This is a genomic window from Kitasatospora sp. NPDC023385, assembly GCF_055664045.1.
The window spans coordinates 19,392-36,740 of record NZ_JBVOOL010000003.1 but is presented as its reverse complement, the minus strand read 5'-3'; the positions used below and the strand labels follow the sequence as shown (position 1 = coordinate 36,740).

Annotated in this window: 14 protein-coding genes; 10 read left to right on the top strand and 4 right to left on the bottom strand. The window is 71.8% G+C overall.

The features are described 5' to 3' along the window. Nucleotides 1-182: 182 nt before the first annotated feature. Nucleotides 183-1,838 (bottom strand): alpha/beta hydrolase, encoded by a 1,656-nt coding sequence (locus AC0B61_RS06070; RefSeq protein ID WP_471739421.1) that lies wholly within the window; start codon nt 1,836-1,838, stop codon nt 183-185. A 67-nt stretch (nt 1,839-1,905) separates the two neighbouring features. Further along, nucleotides 1,906-2,661, bottom strand: coding sequence for an SDR family oxidoreductase (locus tag AC0B61_RS06065; RefSeq protein WP_471739420.1), 756 nt, complete (start codon nt 2,659-2,661; stop codon nt 1,906-1,908). A gap of 120 nt (nt 2,662-2,781) precedes the next feature. On the opposite strand from AC0B61_RS06065, the gene AC0B61_RS06060 reads away from it, so the two are divergent. The 8 genes from AC0B61_RS06060 (at nt 2,782) to AC0B61_RS06025 (ending at nt 13,326) form a co-directional block, all read left to right on the top strand. Continuing rightward, nucleotides 2,782-4,407, top strand: a complete 1,626-nt coding sequence (locus AC0B61_RS06060; RefSeq protein WP_471739419.1) for an acyl-CoA mutase large subunit family protein — start codon at nt 2,782-2,784, stop codon at nt 4,405-4,407. 258 nt (nt 4,408-4,665) lie between these two features. Then, complete coding sequence (locus tag AC0B61_RS06055) at nt 4,666-5,919, top strand: amidohydrolase (protein ID WP_471739418.1); 1,254 nt, start codon at nt 4,666-4,668, stop codon at nt 5,917-5,919. Between the two features lie 269 nt (nt 5,920-6,188). Continuing rightward, nucleotides 6,189-7,250: a BMP family lipoprotein gene (locus AC0B61_RS06050; RefSeq protein ID WP_471739417.1), complete on the top strand. Its 1,062-nt coding sequence runs from the start codon at nt 6,189-6,191 to the stop codon at nt 7,248-7,250. Nucleotides 7,251-7,543: 293 nt separating this feature from the next. Continuing rightward, nucleotides 7,544-9,124, top strand: a complete 1,581-nt coding sequence (locus AC0B61_RS06045; protein ID WP_471739416.1) for an ABC transporter ATP-binding protein — start codon at nt 7,544-7,546, stop codon at nt 9,122-9,124. Between the two features lie 3 nt (nt 9,125-9,127). Continuing rightward, complete coding sequence (locus tag AC0B61_RS06040) at nt 9,128-10,282, top strand: ABC transporter permease (RefSeq protein ID WP_471739415.1); 1,155 nt, start codon at nt 9,128-9,130, stop codon at nt 10,280-10,282. Next, nucleotides 10,279-11,544, top strand: coding sequence for an ABC transporter permease (locus AC0B61_RS06035; RefSeq protein ID WP_471739414.1), 1,266 nt, complete (start codon nt 10,279-10,281; stop codon nt 11,542-11,544). Before AC0B61_RS06040 ends, AC0B61_RS06035 begins: the two co-directional genes overlap by 4 nt. Beyond that, nucleotides 11,541-11,942, top strand: coding sequence for a cytidine deaminase (locus AC0B61_RS06030; protein ID WP_471739413.1), 402 nt, complete (start codon nt 11,541-11,543; stop codon nt 11,940-11,942). The genes AC0B61_RS06035 and AC0B61_RS06030 overlap by 4 nt, the downstream gene beginning before the upstream one ends. Before the next feature lie 106 nt (nt 11,943-12,048). Beyond that, on the top strand, nt 12,049-13,326 hold the full coding sequence (locus tag AC0B61_RS06025) for a thymidine phosphorylase (protein WP_471739412.1): 1,278 nt from the start codon (nt 12,049-12,051) through the stop codon (nt 13,324-13,326). Between the two features lie 60 nt (nt 13,327-13,386). On the opposite strand, the gene AC0B61_RS06020 is transcribed toward AC0B61_RS06025, so the two are convergent. Together AC0B61_RS06020 and AC0B61_RS06015 are read right to left on the bottom strand one after the other, a co-directional pair. After that, nucleotides 13,387-13,539, bottom strand: coding sequence for a hypothetical protein (locus AC0B61_RS06020; protein WP_471739411.1), 153 nt, complete (start codon nt 13,537-13,539; stop codon nt 13,387-13,389). 60 nt (nt 13,540-13,599) lie between these two features. Then, on the bottom strand, nt 13,600-14,886 hold the full coding sequence (locus AC0B61_RS06015; protein WP_471739410.1) for an MFS transporter: 1,287 nt from the start codon (nt 14,884-14,886) through the stop codon (nt 13,600-13,602). A gap of 91 nt (nt 14,887-14,977) precedes the next feature. Here AC0B61_RS06015 and AC0B61_RS06010 point away from each other — a divergent pair, with 91 nt between their 5' ends. Further along, a complete protein-coding gene (locus AC0B61_RS06010) occupies nt 14,978-15,946 on the top strand; it encodes a LysR family transcriptional regulator (RefSeq protein ID WP_471739409.1) in 969 nt (322 codons plus the stop codon). 152 nt (nt 15,947-16,098) lie between these two features. After that, the gene (locus tag AC0B61_RS06005) at nt 16,099-17,256 is read left to right on the top strand and encodes an adenosine deaminase (protein WP_471739408.1); all 1,158 of its coding nucleotides are present in this window, start codon (nt 16,099-16,101) and stop codon (nt 17,254-17,256) included. Nucleotides 17,257-17,349: the final 93 nt, after the last annotated feature.

The following is a 17,349-nucleotide window of genomic DNA, read 5'->3' as shown; positions in this document are numbered from 1 at the left end:
GTGGAGCAGCTGAAGTATGGGGGCTGCGCAGGGGTGCTCGGCCCCGGTCCGGCAGCTCCTTCAAGGTAGTTGAGCGGTCATCAGTTGGGGAGGGCGCGCGCCGAATTCATCCGGACGAGCTATCAAGTTGTGACGTTGACACCTTCGTGTCAGCGCCCTCCCCGTGTTGCCGCGCCGCTGCCTCAGGTGCAGCGGGTGCCCGGAGCCGGCATCGTGCCGTCGGTCAGGTAGGCCTCCAGGGCCCGGTCGATGCAGACGTTGCCCTTGCCGAACGCGCCGTGGCCCTCGCCGACCCGGGTGAGCAGGGTGGCGTTGGCGAAGCCCTTGGCCAGCGACTCGGCCGAGGCGTACGGGGTGGCCGGGTCGCCGGTGGAGCCGACCACCAGGATCGGCGCGCTGCCCTCGGCCCGGATGGGGTGCGGCTTCTCCTGGGTCTTGAACGGCCAGTAGGCGCAGCCGGGCTCGCTGTAGTCGTCCACCGTGACGCCCTTGGACAGCAGCGGAGCCTCGGCGAGCAGCCGGTCCACCGCCGCCTTGGCGTGTTCGGGGGTGGGCGCGGGGCGGGCGGCGTCCGCGCAGCCGATCGCGGCGTTGGCCTCCTCCATCGGGCTGTAGTGGCCGTTCTGGTCGCGTCCGTCGTAGTCGTCCGCGAAGGCCATCAGCAGGTCGCCGCGCTTCATCGTCATCGCCATGCCGAGGCCGACCCGCAGGTACTTCCAGGAGGTGTTCTCGTCGCCGTAGAGCATCGAGATCGTGCCGGTCCAGGCCAGGTCGCGGCCGAGCTTGCGGCCGTCCTTGGTGGTGAGCGGGTTGTCGTGCAGGCCGTCGAGGAAGTCGGCGGCCTTCTTGGCGGCCTTGTCCCTGTCCTTGCCGAGCGGGCACTCGGCGGCGTGGTTCTCGACGCAGTCGGCGGCGAAGCGCTCGAAGGACTTCTCGAAGCCGATCTGCTGGTCCACGCCGTGGTCCAGGGTGTCCTGAGCGGGGTCGACGGCGCCGTCCAGGATCAGCCGGCCGGTGTTCTTCGGGAACTCCTCGGCGTAGAGGGCGCCGAGGTAGGTGCCGTAGGAGATGCCCAGGTAGTTCAGCTTCCGGTCGCCGACGACGGCGCGCAGCACGTCCAGGTCCCGGGCCGTGTTGCGGGTGCCGACGAAGGGCAGCAGCCGGCCGGACCTGGCCTGGCAGGCGGCGGCGTGGTCGGTGGACTGCTTGATGTACGCGGCCTTGCGTTCGGCCGGGTCCACCGGGTCGTCCACCTGGTTGAGGGCGTCGTGCTGCTTGTCGTCGTAGCAGACGACCGGCGCGCTGGCGCCGGTGCCGCGGGGGTCGAAGCCGATCACGTCGAAGCGGTTGTGCAGGGTGCCGACGAAGTCCTTGGCGCCGTACTCGACCATCTCGACGCCGGAGCCGCCGGGGCCGCCCGGGTTGACCATCAGTGAGCCGATCCGCTGGTCCGGCTTGGCGGCGGGGTACTTGATCAGCGCGAGGTCGATCGCGTCGGTGGCGGGCGCGGCGTAGTCGAGGGGGACGTGCAGCGTGCCGCACCGCATCCCGGAGAGGTCGACCTTGGCCTGTTCGGCCTTGGGGTCGGCCGGGCAGGCCGCCCAGGTGATCTGCTGGCCGTAGAAGGGCTTGAGCGCCGGGTCGGCCTCGCCGCCGGGCTTGGCGGTTGGGGTCGGGGTCGGGGCGGCCGCGGGGCTCGCGGCGGTGGGCGCGGCGGTGCCGGCGGCCTGGTCCTGGGCGGGCTCGGGGGTGGTGTTGCAGGCGCTCGCCAGGAGGAGGGTGCCTGCCGCCACGGCGGTCAGCAGGACGCGGGGGCGGGCGGCCCGGAAGGTTCTCATCGGACGTATGTACCACTGGTGGGTGATGCGTTCGATCCGGACCCCCCGGCCGCCCGCCGGGCCGGGGTCAGCCCCGGTGGACCTTGTGGTTGGCCGCCTGCGCCCGCGGCCGGACCACCAGCAGGTCGATGTTCACGTGCGCGGGCCGGGTGACCGCCCAGGCCACCGTGTCCGCGACGTCCTCCGAGGTCAGCGGCTCGGCCACGCCCGCGTACACCGCGGCCGCCTTCTCCTCGTCGCCGCGGAAGCGGGTGACCGCGAAGCCCTCGGACCTCACCATGCCGGGCGCGATCTCGATCACCCGGATCGGCTCCCCGCACAGCTCCAGCCGCAGGGTGGCGGCGATGGTGTGCGCGGCGTGCTTGGCGGCCACGTACCCGCCGCCGCCCTCGTACGCGGTCAGCGCGGCGGTCGAGGAGAGCACCAGTACGGTGCCGTCGCCGGTGGCCCGCAGGGCCGGCAGCAGCGCCTGCGTCACGTGCAGCACGCCGAGCACGTTCACCTCGTACATGGCGCGCCAGTCGGCCGGGTCGCCGTGCTCGACCGTCTCGGCGCCGATCGCGCCGCCGGCGTTGTTCACCAGCACGTCCACCCGGCCGACCCCGGCCGCGAAGGCGTCCACGGCGGCCCGGTCGGTGACGTCCAGGGTGACCGCCCGTGCCGCACCGCCCAGGTCGCCGATCTCCTTGGCCAGCGCCTCGATCCGATCGGTGCGGCGGGCGGTCAGCACCACCTCGAAGCCCTCGGCGGCCAGGCGGCGGGCGGTCGCCGCGCCGATTCCGCTGCTGGCACCGGTGACCACGGCCACCTTCTGCTCGGTCATTGCCACTCCCTGGGGCTCATCGGTCGTTCACCCGATCATCTCAACCGCGTCGGCGGGCCCGGTGGGCCGGTCACGTCCTACATTGCGAGGACCAGCGCCCGCCGATCCCGTGGAGGACCCATGGCAGCCGAGCCGCGCCGCGCCGAGCCGAACCGCCCCCCGCAGCGGGCCCGGCTGTCCGAATCCGGCCTCCCGATCGAGCCGCTCTACGGCCCCGAGGCCCTGGCCGGCTGGGAGCCGGCCGCCCGGCTGGGCCGGCCCGGGGAGTACCCGTACACCCGGGGCGTCCACCCGACGATGTACACCGGACGGCCCTGGACGATGCGCCAGTACGCGGGCTTCGGCACCGCCGCCGAGTCCAACGCCCGCTACCGGCAGCTGATCGCGGGCGGCGGCACCGGCCTGTCCGTCGCCTTCGACCTGCCCACCCAGATGGGCTACGACTCGGACGCTCCGCTCGCGGCCGGCGAGGTCGGCCGGGTCGGCGTGGCCGTGGACAGCGTCGAGGACATGGCGGTGCTCCTCGACGGCATCCCGCTGGGCGAGGTGTCCACCTCGATGACCATCAACGCGCCCGCCGCCCTGCTCCTGCTCCTCTACCAGCTGGTCGGGGAGGCCCAGGGCGTGCCGTCGTCGGTACTCACCGGCACGGTCCAGAACGACGTGCTGAAGGAGTACATCGCCCGCGGCACGTACATCTTCCCGCCGCAGCCCTCGCTGCGGCTGGTCGCCGACGTGTTCCGGTACTGCCGGGCCGAGATCCCGCGCTGGAACACCATCTCCGTCTCCGGCTACCACATGGCCGAGGCCGGGGCCGACCCCGTGCAGGAGATCGCCTTCACCCTCGCCGACGGCATCGCCTACGTCCGGGCCGCGATCGCCGCCGGGATGGCCGTGGACGACTTCGCGCCCCGGCTCTCGTTCTTCTTCGTGGCCCGTACGACCCTCCTGGAGGAGGTCGCCAAGTTCCGGGCAGCGCGCCGGATCTGGGCCCGGATCATGCGGGACGGGTTCGGCGCGCGGGATCCGCGCTCGCAGATGCTGCGCTTCCACACCCAGACCGCCGGCGTGCAGCTCACCGCCCAGCAGCCCGAGGTGAACCTGGCCCGGGTCACCGTGCAGGCGCTCGCCGCGGTGTTCGGCGGCACCCAGTCGCTGCACACGAACAGCTACGACGAGGCGATCGCGCTGCCCACCGCGAAGGCCGCCCGGCTCGCGCTGCGCACCCAGCAGGTGCTCGCCCACGAGACCGACGTGACCGCCACCGTCGACCCGTTCGCCGGTTCCTACGCGGTCGAGTCGCTCACCGACGAGGTGGAGGCCGCGGCGCTGGCGCTGATGGACCGGATCGAGGAGCGGGGCGGCGCGGTGGCCGCGATCGAACAGGGCTTCCAGAAGGCCGAGATCGAGCGCACCGCGTACCGGGTCCAGCAGGAGACGGACTCCGGCGAGCGGACCGTGGTCGGCGTCAACCGCTTCCGGCTGGACACGGAGGAGCCGTACCAGCCGCTGCGGGTGGATCCGGCGATCGAACGGCAGCAGGCCGCGCGGCTGGCCCGGCTGCGGGCCGAGCGCTCCGCCGGCGCCGTCACCCGGACGCTGGACGCGCTGCGCCGCACCGCCGAGGGGCCGGAGAACGTGCTCTACCCGATGAAGGAGGCGCTGGCGGCCAGGGCCACCGTCGGCGAGGTGTGCGACGTGTTGCGGGAGGTGTGGGGCACCCACACCCCGGTGGAGCGGTTCTGATCGCCGCCACCGCGGCCACCGCGGCCATTCGCCGCTACCGCTGCCATCGTCGCCTGAACGGCCGTCAACGCCCGGAGTCCGTCGAGGCGGTGGCGGCCGTGACCGCCGGCCCGGGTGGTCGTTGCACAGGGCAAGCAATCCGGGGAAGGCGGCTGAAACGAGATGTCATACCCACCTGTCCGGCCGGTATGCACCCATCCGGGGACTAGTTTTCCGGAAGCCGGGCCAAATCCCCCCAACAGGCCTACTCTTGGGGAGATGAACCGTCCTGAGCCCGCTCAGCCGGGCGCCACTCTCGCCGCCGCACGCCCCGCCGCCGATCTGCGCGACCGGGTGAGGGCGCTGGAGCCCGAGCTGATCGCCTTCCGCCGTGATCTGCACCGGCATCCGGAGCTGGGCCGCCAGGAGTTCCGCACCACCGGGCTGCTGCGCGACCGGCTGGTGGCGGCCGGCCTCGAACCCCGGGTGCTGCCCGGCGGCACCGGCCTGCTCGTCGACCTCGTCCCGGCCGGCACCGCCCCGGGCGCCGAGTTCCTGGCCTTCCGCGCCGACATCGACGCGCTGCCGATCGACGACGCCAAGACCGACGTGCCGTACCGCTCCACCGTCCCCGGCCGGGCCCACGCCTGCGGCCACGACGTGCACACCTCGGTGGTGCTCGGCACCGGCCTGGTCCTGGCCGAGGCCGCCCGCACCGGCGAGCTGCGCCGTCCGGTCCGGCTGGTGTTCCAGCCGGCCGAGGAGGTCATGCCGGGCGGCGCGCTGGACGTGATCAAGGCCGGCGGGATGGACGACGTGGGCCGGATCTTCGCGGTGCACTGCGACCCGAAGGTGGAGGTCGGTCGGATCGCCCTGCGCGCCGGGGCGATCACCTCCGCCTGCGACCGCCTGGTGCTGCACCTGGACGGCCCCGGCGGGCACACCGCCCGCCCGCACCTGACCACCGACCTGGTGACCGCGGTGGCCCGGATGGCCGCCGACCTGCCCGGCGCGCTGGTCCGCCGGATGGACCCGCGCTGGGGCGTCAGCCTGGTCTGGGGCCGGATCGCCTCCGGCTCCGCGCCCAACGTCATCCCGCAGCACGCCGAGCTGGAGGGCACCGTCCGCTGCCTGGAGCTGGACGGCTGGCGCGAGGCGCCGGACCTGTTGCACGAGCTGATCGCCAAGCTCGCCGAGACCTACCGGGCCAAGTGGACGCTGGACTACCACCGCGGAGTGCCGCCGGTGGTCAACGAGGCGGTCTCGGTCGCGCAGCTGGACGAGACGATGAACGCGCGGTTCGGACGCGACGGCGCCCAGGTGGTCGAGGGCACCGAGCAGAGCCTCGGCGGGGAGGACTTCTCCTGGTACCTGGAGCACGCCCCGGGCGCGCTGGCCCGGCTCGGCGTCCGCGCCCCCGGCGACACCACCGTCCGCGACCTGCACCAGGGCCGGTTCGACGTGGACGAGCGGGCGATCGGCATCGGCACGGAGCTGTTCGCGGCGCTGGCCCTGGCGGCGGACGGGCGCTGAGCGCGGCGCCGGTGACCGGCGCCGCGGGGCAGGCGGTCGGCACGTGCGCGGGTCGTGGGGATCCGGGGCCCGGGGGCGGTTCCGTAGACTGGGCTGAACCAACCCCGGACCACCGTCCGTGCAGGGGAGAGGGCGCTCGGGACGGGCGTCAGACCACGGTTTGATAACAACCCGAATGCTCCGGCACCCCGTAACACAACCGTGTTCTACGCGCGTTACGGTGGCGTCCGACCACGCCAAACGGTTGCGTGTCAGAAGGAGATACTCCCTTGCGCCGTTCAATGAAGCTCGCTGCGGTTGTGCTCTCGGGTTCCCTGGGCATGGCCTCGCTCGCCGCTTGCGGCGCAAAGAGCACCGACAGCACCTCCTCCTCCGCCTCGGGCGACGGTTCGCTCAAGGTCGGTATGGCCTACGACATCGGTGGTCGTGGCGACCAGTCGTTCAACGACTCCGCCGCCCGCGGTCTCGACAAGGCCAAGGCCGAGCTGGGTGCCTCCGTGACCGAGGCCGAGGCCAAGTCCGGTGAGGCCGAGGCCGACAAGGAGACCCGCCTCAAGAACCTGGTCGACGCCGGCTACAAGACCATCATCGCGGTCGGCTTCGTCTACCAGCCGGCGGTCAACAAGATCGCCAAGGACAACCCGAACGTCAAGTTCGCGATCATCGACTCGAACGACAAGGACCAGCCGTCCAACGTCACCTCGCTGCTCTTCGCCGAGCAGGAGGGTTCGTACCTGGCCGGTGTCGCGGCCGCCAACAAGTCGAAGGCCCACCACATCGGCTTCATCGGTGGTGTGCAGTCCGAGCTGATCAAGAAGTTCCAGGCCGGTTACGAGGCGGGCGCCAAGTTCGTCGACCCGAACATCTTGATCGAGACGACCTACCTGACCACGCCGCCGGACTTCACCGGCTTCAACTCGCCCGACAAGGGCAAGGAAGCCGCGCAGGGCCAGCTCGACAAGGGCGCGGACATCATCTACACCGCCGCCGGCTCCTCCGGCAACGGCGCCATCGAGGCCGTCGCCAACAAGCAGGGCGCCCTGGCCATCGGTGTCGACTCCGACCAGGCCAGCCAGCCGGCCCTGGCGAAGTACAAGAACAGCATCATGACCTCGATGGTCAAGAACGTCGACAACGCGGTCTTCGCGTACATCGACTCGGTCAAGAAGGGCAACGCCTTCACCGGCATCAAGCTCTTCGACCTGAAGGCCGACGGTGTCTCGCTCGCCACCACCGGCGGCAAGATCGACGACATCCAGGACAAGCTGAAGACCGCCGCCGACGCCATCAAGAGCGGCGCCACCACCATCCCGACCGCGCCGGCCAAGTAAGGGCCGCGCGTCTCGGACGCGACAGCGCCTGTCGCCTGCCCGACAGCGCGATGATCGACACAGTTCACGGGAGGGGCCCGGCAGGGTGCGCTCAACGCGTACCCCCGGGCCCCGTCCCGTCCCCCCGTTTCCCCCCTTGGCCCTCCGAGCGCAACGACGCGCCTCCAGACCACCAGGAGACCGCCATCACCGCATCCGACCCCGTCCCCCTGCGCAAGGACGGCACCCCCAGCGCGGGGACGGCGACATCGGCCGTCGAACTGCGCGGCATCACCAAGCGCTTCCCCGGTGTCGTGGCCAACCACGACATCAACCTCACCGTCCGCACCGGCACCGTGCACGCCCTGATGGGCGAGAACGGCGCCGGCAAGTCGACGCTGATGAAGATCCTCTACGGCATGCAGAAGCCGGACGAGGGCACCATCGCGATCAACGGCGAGCAGTGCGAGTTCAACACCCCCGGCGACGCCATCTCCCGCGGCATCGGCATGGTGCACCAGCACTTCATGCTCGCCGACAACCTCACGGTGCTGGAGAACGTCGTCCTCGGCGGCGAGAAGATCCACGGCATCGGCGCCAAGGCGAAGGCGAAGATCAAGGAGATCTCCGACCAGTACGGCCTGGGCGTGCGCCCGGACGCCCTGGTCGAGGACCTCGGCGTCGCCGACCGCCAGCGCGTCGAGATCCTCAAGGTGCTGTACCGCGGCGCCAAGATCCTGATCCTCGACGAGCCCACGGCCGTGCTGGTCCCGCAGGAGGTCGACGCGCTGTTCGACAACCTGCGCGAGCTCAAGTCCGAGGGCGTCACCGTCATCTTCATCTCGCACAAGCTGCACGAGGTGCTGGCGGTCGCCGACGCGATCAGCGTCATCCGGCGCGGCACCACGGTCGGCGACGCCGACCCGAAGGCCGTCACCGCGCGCCAGCTCGCCGAGATGATGGTCGGCGCCGAGCTGCCCTCCCCGGAGAGCCGCGAATCGACCGTCACCACGTCCGAGATGCTCGACGTCAAGGACCTGCGGATCGCCAAGACCGACGCCGAGGGCGTCGAGCGCGTCGTCCTGGACGACATCTCGCTGCGCATCCACAAGGGCGAGATCCTCGGCATCGCGGGCGTCGAGGGCAACGGCCAGGCCGAACTGGTCGAGGCCATCATGGGCATGCTGCCGCTGGACGGCGGCACCGTCACCCTGGACGGCAAGGACCTCTCCGGCACCCTGACCCGGGCCCGCCGCGAGGCCGGCATCGGCTACATCCCCGAGGACCGCCACAAGCACGGCCTGCTGCTGGAGGCCCCGCTCTGGGAGAACCGGGTCCTCGGTCACGTCACCGAGGCGCCCAACTCCAAGGGCGTGCTGCTCGACCCCTCCGGCGCCCGGACGGACACCCTGCGGATCGTCGACGAGTACGACGTCCGCACCCCCGGCATCGAGGTCACCGCGGCCTCGCTCTCCGGCGGCAACCAGCAGAAGCTGATCATCGGCCGCGAGATGAGCCACCAGCCGAAGCTGCTGATCGCCGCGCACCCCACCCGCGGTGTCGACGTCGGTGCGCAGGCCCAGATCTGGGAGCACATCCGGCGCGCCCAGCGGGAGGGCCTGGCGGTCCTGCTGATCTCCGCCGACCTGGACGAGCTGATCGGGCTCTCCGACACCATCCGGGTCATCTACCGCGGCCGCCTGGTCGCCGACGCCGACCCGGCCACCGTGACCGCCGAGGACCTGGGCACCGCGATGACCGGTGCCGCCAGCGGCCACATCGAGTCCGAGCCGGAGGCCGTCGCCGAGGCGCAGGCCGTCGCCGCCGAGGGCACCGAGGCCGAGGCCGAGCACCCGCCCACCGACACCGCCGGCGACTCGCAGGCGGGGGAGTAATCCATGACCAGTCCCAACCCCGCCGTCAAGCGCAGCCTGGCGCAGCGGATCAGCGGTGAGCGGATCGTGCTCGCACTGGCGGCGCCGGTGCTCGCGGTCGTGCTCTCCGTCGCGATCTGCTCCGTCCTGCTGGCGACCTCGGGCAAGAACCCGTTCGACGCGTGGAACGTGATGATCACGTACGCCACCAAGTCGGACGGCCAGGTGAACATCCTCAACCGCTCCACCACGTACTACCTGGCCGCCGCGGCCGCCGCGTTCGGGTTCCGGATGAACCTGTTCAACATCGGCGTCGAGGGCCAGTACAAGGTCGCGGCGCTGTTCGCGGCGTACATCGGCACTCAGGTCGACCTGCCGGCCTTCATCCAGATCCCGCTGCTGCTGGTCACCGCCATGCTGGTCGGCGGCCTGTACGCGAGCATCGCCGGTCTGCTGAAGGTCTTCCGCGGCGTCAGCGAGGTCATCTCGACCATCATGCTGAACGCCATCGCGCTCGCGATCGTCGGCCTGCTGCTCGCCCCGGGCATCTTCGCGCCGAAGGTGAGCGGCACCAGCAACTCGATCCAGACCGAGTCGGTCTCCCAGTCCAGCCACTTCTTCACGATCGAGACGGCCGGTGGCCCGCTCTGGGGCTTCCTCTTCATCGCGATCCTGGTCGGTGTCCTCTTCCAGTTCACCCTGAGCCGCACCCGCTTCGGCTTCGACCTGCGCGCCACGGGCCGCTCGGAGTCCGCGGCCACCGCGTCCGGTGTGAACGTCAAGAAGATGGTGATCACCTCGATGGTGGTCTCCGGCGCGATCGCGGGTCTGATCGGCATGCCCGAGCTGCTGCAGAACTCGTTCTACTACGGGCAGACCTTCCAGCAGAACCTGGGCTTCCTCGGCATCTCGATCGCCCTGCTGGGCCGGAACAGCCCGATCGGCATGGCCTTCGCCGCCCTGCTGTTCGCCTTCCTGGACGCCACCGGCTCCCAGCTGCCGCTGCAGGGCGGCTTCCCATCCGAGATCGTCGCGGTCATGCAGGGCACCATCGTCATCTGCGTCGTCGTCGCGTACGAGTTGGTGCGCCGCTACGGCCTGACGCGCCAGCAGAAGAAGGTCGGCGAGCAGCTCGCCGCCCAGCTCGCGGCCGCTGAGAAGAAGGAGGTGTCCGCGTGAGTACGGCCACCGCTGCTCGTCCGAAGGCGTCGGGCGCGCCCGCGAAGAAGCGCAAGCTGTCCTGGCCGGTGGTCCTGCTCCTGATCGCGGGCGCCCTGGTCCTGTTCTCCGCCGTGGGCATGGCCACCGGCAACCACTCGCTGACCTCCTCCGGTCAGGTCACCGCCGCGCTCAGCGCCGCCGTGCCGATCGGCATGGCCGGCCTCGGCGGTCTCTGGTCCGAGCGGGCCGGTGTGGTCAACATCGGTCTCGAAGGCATGATGGTCGCCGGCACCTTCTGCGGTGCCTGGGCCGGCTACCTGGTCAACCCGTGGGTCGGCCTGCTGGCCGGCATGCTCGGCGGGGCGCTCGGCGGTCTGCTGCACGCGGTCATCACCGTCACGTTCGGCGTCGACCACATCGTCTCCGGTGTGGGCATCAACCTGCTGATCCCCGGCATCTGCGCGTACGTCAACCGGATCTACTACAAGGACTACATCTCGGCCGGTGCCGGGGCGAACCAGTCCCCGCCGGCGGATCCGCTGCCGTACATCACCATTCCGGGGCTGTCCTCGGGCCTGAAGAGCATTGAGAACCACCACTGGTTCCTCGTGTCGGACGTCGCCGGCGTGCTCGGCGGCCTGGTCACCAACATCTCGGTGGTCGTGCTCCTGGCCGGCGCGCTGATCGTGGTCAGCTACTTCGTGCTCTGGCGCACGGTGTTCGGCCTGCGGCTGCGCTCCTGCGGCGAGAACCCGACCGCTGCCGAGTCGCTGGGCGTCAACGTCTACAAGTACAAGTACCTGGCGGTCATCGCCTCCGGTGCCTTCGCCGGCCTCGGCGGTGCGTACCTGTCGCTGGTCGCCGCCCACTTCTACAAGGACGGCCAGACGCTGGGCCGCGGCTTCATCGGCCTCGCGGCGATGATCTTCGGCAACTGGATGCCAGGCGGTCTCGCCATGGGCGCGGGCCTGTTCGGCTTCACCGACAGCCTCCAGCTGCGCGACCCGGAGTCGGTGCACGTGCTGATCCTGATCGTCGGCATCGCGATGATCCTGCTCGCCCTGTGGCAGCTGTACCGGCGCAAGTACACCTCGACGGTGATCTCCTTCGTCGTCGCCGGCGGCCTGATCGCCTGGTACTCGCTCACCGACCAGGTGCAGCGTCCGCTGATCGTCGCCACGCCGTACCTGATCACCCTGATCGTGCTCTCGCTGGCCTCGCAACGGCTGCGGATGCCGAAGGCGGACGGCCAGATCTACCGCAAGGGCCAGGGCAAGTGACGGCCCCGACGCCTTCCGCGATCGACTGGGAGCGGCTGCGCGAGGCGGCGCGCGAGGCCATGGGCCACGCGTACGCCCCGTACAGCAGGTTCCCGGTCGGCGCGGCCGCGCTGGTGGACGACGGGCGGGTGGTCACCGGCTGCAACGTCGAGAACGCCTCGTACGGGCTCGGGCTGTGCGCCGAGTGCGGGCTGGTGTCCGCGCTGCACGCCACCGGTGGCGGGCGGCTGACGGCCTTCACCTGCGTGGACGGCGCCGGCGAGCTGCTGATGCCGTGCGGGCGCTGCCGCCAGCTGCTGTACGAGCACGGCGGGCCGGAGCTGCTGGTGGACCTCGCGTCCGGCGTGAAGCCGATGAGTGAGGTCCTGCCCGACGCGTTCGGGCCGGAGCGGCTCTAGCCTCTCCGTTTGTTACGCGCGTAGAGTGTCGCGAGTGGGCCGGAACCCGGTCATCTCGCGGCACTCTACGCATTTCATGCTTTTTGAAACCCCTCTTGGAGCACGCATGGACGCCATCTCCGTCATCAGGACCAAGCGCGATCGCGGAGAGCTGAGCGACGCTCAGATCGACTGGGTCATCGACGCCTACACCCGCGGCGACGTCGCCGACGAGCAGATGTCCGCGCTGGCCATGGCGATCCTGCTGAACGGCATGCGGCCGCGCGAGATCAGCCGCTGGACCGACGCCATGATCCGCTCCGGCGTCCGGATGGACTTCTCCTCGCTGCCGCTGCCCACCAGCGACAAGCACTCCACCGGCGGCGTCGGCGACAAGATCACCCTCCCGCTCGCCCCGCTGGTCGCCGCCTGCGGCGCCGCCGTCCCGCAGCTCTCCGGCCGCGGCCTCGGCCACACCGGCGGCACCCTGGACAAGCTGGAGTCCATCCCCGGCTGGCGCGCCCTGCTCTCCAACGAGGAGATGATGGACGTGCTGCGCGACGCGGGCGCGGTCATCTGCGCGGCCGGCGACGGCCTCGCGCCCGCCGACAAGAAGCTGTACGCGCTGCGCGACGTCACCGGCACCGTCGAGGCGATCCCGCTGATCGCCTCCTCGATCATGTCCAAGAAGATCGCCGAAGGCACCGGCGCCCTGGTCCTGGACGTCAAGGTCGGCTCCGGCGCCTTCATGAAGAACCTGGACGACGCCCGCGAGCTCGCCCGGACCATGGTGGGCCTGGGCACCACCGCGGGGGTCAACACCGTCGCCCTGCTCACCGACATGTCCACCCCCCTCGGCCTCACCGCGGGCAACGCGCTGGAGGTCCGCGAGTCCGTCGAGGTCCTGGCCGGCGGCGGCCCGGCCGACGTCGTCGAGCTGACCATCGCGCTCGCCCGCGAGATGCTCGCCGCGGCCGGCGTGCGCGGCAAGGACCCGGCGGACGCGCTGCGCGACGGCTCCGCGATGGACCACTGGCGCCGCATGATCGCCGCCCAGGGCGGCGACGTGGACGCCCCGCTCCCGGTCGCCCGCGAGCAGCACGTCATCCCCGCGCCCGCCTCCGGCGTGCTCACCGAGCTCGACGCCTACGCCATCGGCGTCTGCGCCTGGCGCCTGGGCGCCGGCCGCGCCCGCAAGGAGGACCCGGTCCAGGCCGGCGCCGGCGTCGAGATGCACGCCAAGCCCGGTGACACCGTGGTGGCCGGCCAGCCCCTGCTGACCCTCCACACCGACACCCCGGAGCGCTACGACTACGCCATCGAGGCCCTCACGGGCGGCGTCACCGTCGCCCCGGCCGGCACGGCGTTCACCCCGAACCCGATCGTGCTGGACCGCATCGCCTGAGCGAGAGCATGAACGGGCCGCCCGCCGGCGCACCGGCGGGCGGCCCGACTGTTTCACCGGTCAGGGACGGCCGAAGGTGTCGTGGGTGCTGATCCGGCGCCAGACGATGTGGGGCTCGCCGTCCTCGACAGGGGTTCCGTAGCTGAAGGTGGCCCGGCCGTCCGGGGCCCAGGTCATCTCCCAGATGTCCGAGTGGCCCTGCATCTTCTTCACCCGCAGGCCCCGGCGGAAGCCCTGCCCGGTTCGGAGGCGGTACTACTCGTCGTGGAGGTGTCAAGCGTTCGTGATCGCTCGCCTCGTCGCGAGCGCCCGACGGGTGGCGTAGAGCGTCACCGCGGCGGCGAGGGTCATGGCGGTGAGGCCGACGGCGGCGGCGCCGGGCCAGCCGGTGGCGTGGTAGGCGTCGGCGCCGAGGGTGCCGCCGAGGCTGTTGCCCAGGTAGTAGGCGATCAGGTAGAGCGCGGAGGCCTGGGCGCGGCCCGCGGTGGCGGTGCGGCCGACCGCGGCGGAGGCGGTGGCGTGGCCGGCGAAGAAGCCGGCGGTGATCAGGACCAGGCCGAGCAGCGCGCAGACCAGGGAGTCGGCGAGGGAGACCAGCAGGCCGGCGGCGGTCACGCCGATGGAGACGTACAGGGCCCCGCGGCGGCCGAGCCGGCCGGAGAGGCGGCCGGCCGCGGCGGAGGTGCCGGTGCCGACCAGGTACACCACGAAGATCGAGGCGGCGATCGACTCCGGCAGGTGGAACGGCGCGCCGATCAGCCGGTAGCCGACGGTGTTGTAGACCGCGCCGAACACGGCCATGAACAGCAGTCCGAGCACGTACAGCCGGACCAGCAGCGGGTTGCGCAGGTGCCCCGCGACGGTGCGGGCGAGCGCGCGGGCGTCCACCGGCGCCGGGGTGAAGTGCCGGGCGGCGGGGATCAGCAGTCGGAAGGCGAGGGTGGCGAGCAGGGCGAGGGCGGCGGAGGCGGCGAGGCCCCAGCGCCAGCCGAAGCCGGCGGCGGTCCAGCCGGAGAGCAGCCGGCCGCCCATGCCGCCGATGCTGTTGCCGGCCACGTACAGGCCCATCGCGGCGGCCAGGGCGCTGGGGTGGACCTCCTCGGCGAGGTACGCCATGGCGGTGGCCGGGAGCCCGGCGAGGGCGGCGCCCTGGACGACGCGCAGCACCACGAGGGTGGTGAGGTCCGGCGCGAAGGGCAGCGCGAGGGCGAGGAGGGAGGCGGCGAGGGTGGAGGCCGTCATCACCGCGGTGCGGCCGTACCGGTCGGACAGCGCGCTCGCCGGGAGCAGCCCGAGGGCGAGTCCGAGGGTGGCGGCGGAGGCCGTCCAGCTGGCCTGGCCGGGGGTGAGGTCGAGGTCGGCCGAGAGGACCGGCAGCAGGCCCTGGGTGGAGTACAGCAGGACGAAGGTCGCGACCCCTGCGGAGAACAGGGCGAGGTTGGCGCGGCGGAACGCGGGCCGGCCGGGGCGGTGGCGGTCGTCCTCGGTGGGGCGGGTGGCGGGGCCGGTGGCTGGGGCGTCCGGGGCGGTCGCGGATGCCCTGGTGTCGGAGGGCTGCATGTCCTCGACGGTAGGCCTGCCGCCGTTGATGCGTCCAATGCATGAACCATGGATGATCGATGCACTGGCGTATGAGTCGAGGTGGCGCGCAATGACCGGTCCGGAAGCGTCGGACGGCGGGGAACAGCGGTACCGGGCAGTTGAGTTGGAGCCGGAAGGGACGGCCGTCCGGCTGGCGCCCCGGCTGGCGCAGTTCGCGGCGGTGGCCAGGCTGGAGCACGTGACGCAGGCGGCCGCGCTGCTCGGGGTGCCGCAGCCGACGCTGTCGCGCGCGGTGGCCCGGCTGGAGGAGGAGCTGGGGGTGGACCTGCTGGCCCGGCAGGGCCGGACGGTCCGGCTGACCAGGGCGGGCCGGCTGCTGCTGGCCTCGGTGGAACGGGCGCTGGCCGAGGTCGAGCGCGGCGCGCAGGCGGCCCGGGCGGAGGCCGACCCGGAGGTGGGGCTGGTGGCCTTCGGCTTCCTGCACACGATGGGGCCGGACACGGTGCCGGCGTTGGTGCGCGGCTTCCGCGCCGAGCACCCGAAGGTGCGGTTCCAGCTGGTGCAGGACTACGGCGCGGCGATGCTGGAGCGGCTGCGGCTCGGCGAGCTGGACCTGTGCCTGGTGGCCCCGCTGCCGGACGACCAGGCGTTCGCGGCCCGCCGGCTGGACGAGCAGCGCCTGCACCTGGTCGTCCCGGCGGACCACCGGCTGGCCGGGCGGCGACGGATCCGGTTGTCGGAGGTGGCCGAGGAGCCGTTCGTCGGGCTGGAGCAGGGGTACGGGCTGCGGGCGATGACGGACGGCTTCTGCGCGGAGGCGGGGTTCGTGCCCCGGCTGGCGTTCGAGGGGGAGGAGGCGGAGACGCTGCGGGGGCTGGTGGCGGCCGGGCTGGGGGTGGCGCTGCTGCCGCCGGCCCTGGTGCCGCGGCCCGGGGTGGTGGAGCTGGAGGTGACGGCGCCGCGCACCCGCCGGGCGATCGGGGTGGCCTGGGTGGCGGGGCGGCCGCTGGCGCCGCCGGCGCGGGCGTTCCGGGACTTCGTGCTGTCCCGGCGGGGGCGGCTGCTCCAGCACGACTGACGGGGCTGTGGCGCAATGGGCGGCCTTGCTCCGGCGCGACCCGGCCGTTTGGCGGATCGTATGGACCGGTCGGTGGAATTCCGGGTGCGGTTTGGACCATCCGGTGGTACTTCCGGTGGTAGGTCTACGCGCGTAGGGGCTATATTTCCGCAATGGAAAAGCAGATCCCCGTCACCACCGCGGGCACCGGCCCGCGCATCCCGACCGCCGACCAGATCCGCCGCGCGCCGAAGGTCCTCCTGCACGACCACCTGGACGGCGGGCTGCGCCCGGAGACCGTGATCGAGCTGGCCGCCGCCGTCGGCTACCAGGGCCTTCCCGCCACCGACCCCAAGGAGCTCGGCGAGTGGTTCCGCGAGGCCGCCGACTCCGGCTCGCTGGTCCGCTACCTGGAGACCTTCGCGCACACCTGTGCCGTGATGCAGACCCGTGAGGCCCTGGTCAAGGTCGCCGCCGACTGCGCCGAGGACCTGGCCGCCGACGGCGTCGTGTACGCCGAGGTCCGCTACGCCCCCGAGCAGCACCTGGAGGCGGGCCTGACCCTCGACGAGGTCGTCGAAGCCGTCCAGGAGGGCTTCCGCCTCGGCGAGGCCAACGCCCGCGAGGCCGGCCACCGGATCCGCGTCGGCACCCTGCTGACCGCGATGCGGCACGCCGCCCGCTCCACCGAGATCGCCGAACTGGCCAACCGCTACCGGGACCAGGGCGTCGTCGGCTTCGACATCGCGGGCGCCGAGGCCGGCTACCCCCCCACCCGCCACCAGGCCGCCTTCGACTACCTCAAGGGCGAGAACAACCACTTCACCATCCACGCGGGCGAGGCCTTCGGCCTGCCGTCGATCTGGGAGGCCCTGCAGTGCTGCGGCGCCGACCGGCTCGGCCACGGCGTGCGGATCGTCGACGACATCACGGTGGGCGAGGACGGTGCGGTCGAGCTCGGCCGGCTGGCCGCGTACGTGCGCGACAAGCGCATCCCGCTGGAGATGTGCCCGACGTCCAACATCCAGACCGGCGCGGCCGCTTCGTACGCCGAGCACCCGATCGGGCTGCTCAGCCGGCTGAAGTTCCGGGTCACCGTGAACACCGACAACCGGCTGATGAGCGGCACCAGCATGAGCCAGGAGTTCGGCCACGTGGTGGACGCCTTCGGCTACACGCTGGGGGACCTGGAGTGGTTCACCGTGAACGCGATGAAGTCCGCGTTCCTGCCGTTCGACGAGCGGCTGGCGATGATCAACGACGTGATCAAGCCGGGCTACGCCGAGCTCAAGGCGGAGTGGCTGTTCAGCGCGGGTGTCGGCGGCAACTGAGCCGCGACGCCGGGACCGTTCCCGGGGGTCGGATGAACGGGCCTTTTGGGCAAGGAAATTGGCGTTCATCCGACTACTCACTCTAGTGAGTGA

Excerpts from the sequence above, each read along its gene's own strand:
- AC0B61_RS06070 (WP_471739421.1), bottom strand. The coding sequence starts at position 1,838 with ATGAGAACCTTCCGGGCCGCCCGCCCCCGCGTCCTGCTGACCGCCGTG.
- AC0B61_RS06065 (WP_471739420.1), bottom strand. The coding sequence starts at position 2,661 with ATGACCGAGCAGAAGGTGGCCGTGGTCACCGGTGCCAGCAGCGGAATC.
- AC0B61_RS06060 (WP_471739419.1), top strand. The coding sequence starts at position 2,782 with ATGGCAGCCGAGCCGCGCCGCGCCGAGCCGAACCGCCCCCCGCAGCGG.
- AC0B61_RS06055 (WP_471739418.1), top strand. The coding sequence starts at position 4,666 with ATGAACCGTCCTGAGCCCGCTCAGCCGGGCGCCACTCTCGCCGCCGCA.
- AC0B61_RS06040 (WP_471739415.1), top strand. The coding sequence starts at position 9,128 with ATGACCAGTCCCAACCCCGCCGTCAAGCGCAGCCTGGCGCAGCGGATC.
- AC0B61_RS06025 (WP_471739412.1), top strand. The coding sequence starts at position 12,049 with ATGGACGCCATCTCCGTCATCAGGACCAAGCGCGATCGCGGAGAGCTG.
- AC0B61_RS06015 (WP_471739410.1), bottom strand. The coding sequence starts at position 14,886 with ATGCAGCCCTCCGACACCAGGGCATCCGCGACCGCCCCGGACGCCCCA.
- AC0B61_RS06010 (WP_471739409.1), top strand. The coding sequence starts at position 14,978 with ATGACCGGTCCGGAAGCGTCGGACGGCGGGGAACAGCGGTACCGGGCA.
- AC0B61_RS06005 (WP_471739408.1), top strand. The coding sequence starts at position 16,099 with ATGGAAAAGCAGATCCCCGTCACCACCGCGGGCACCGGCCCGCGCATC.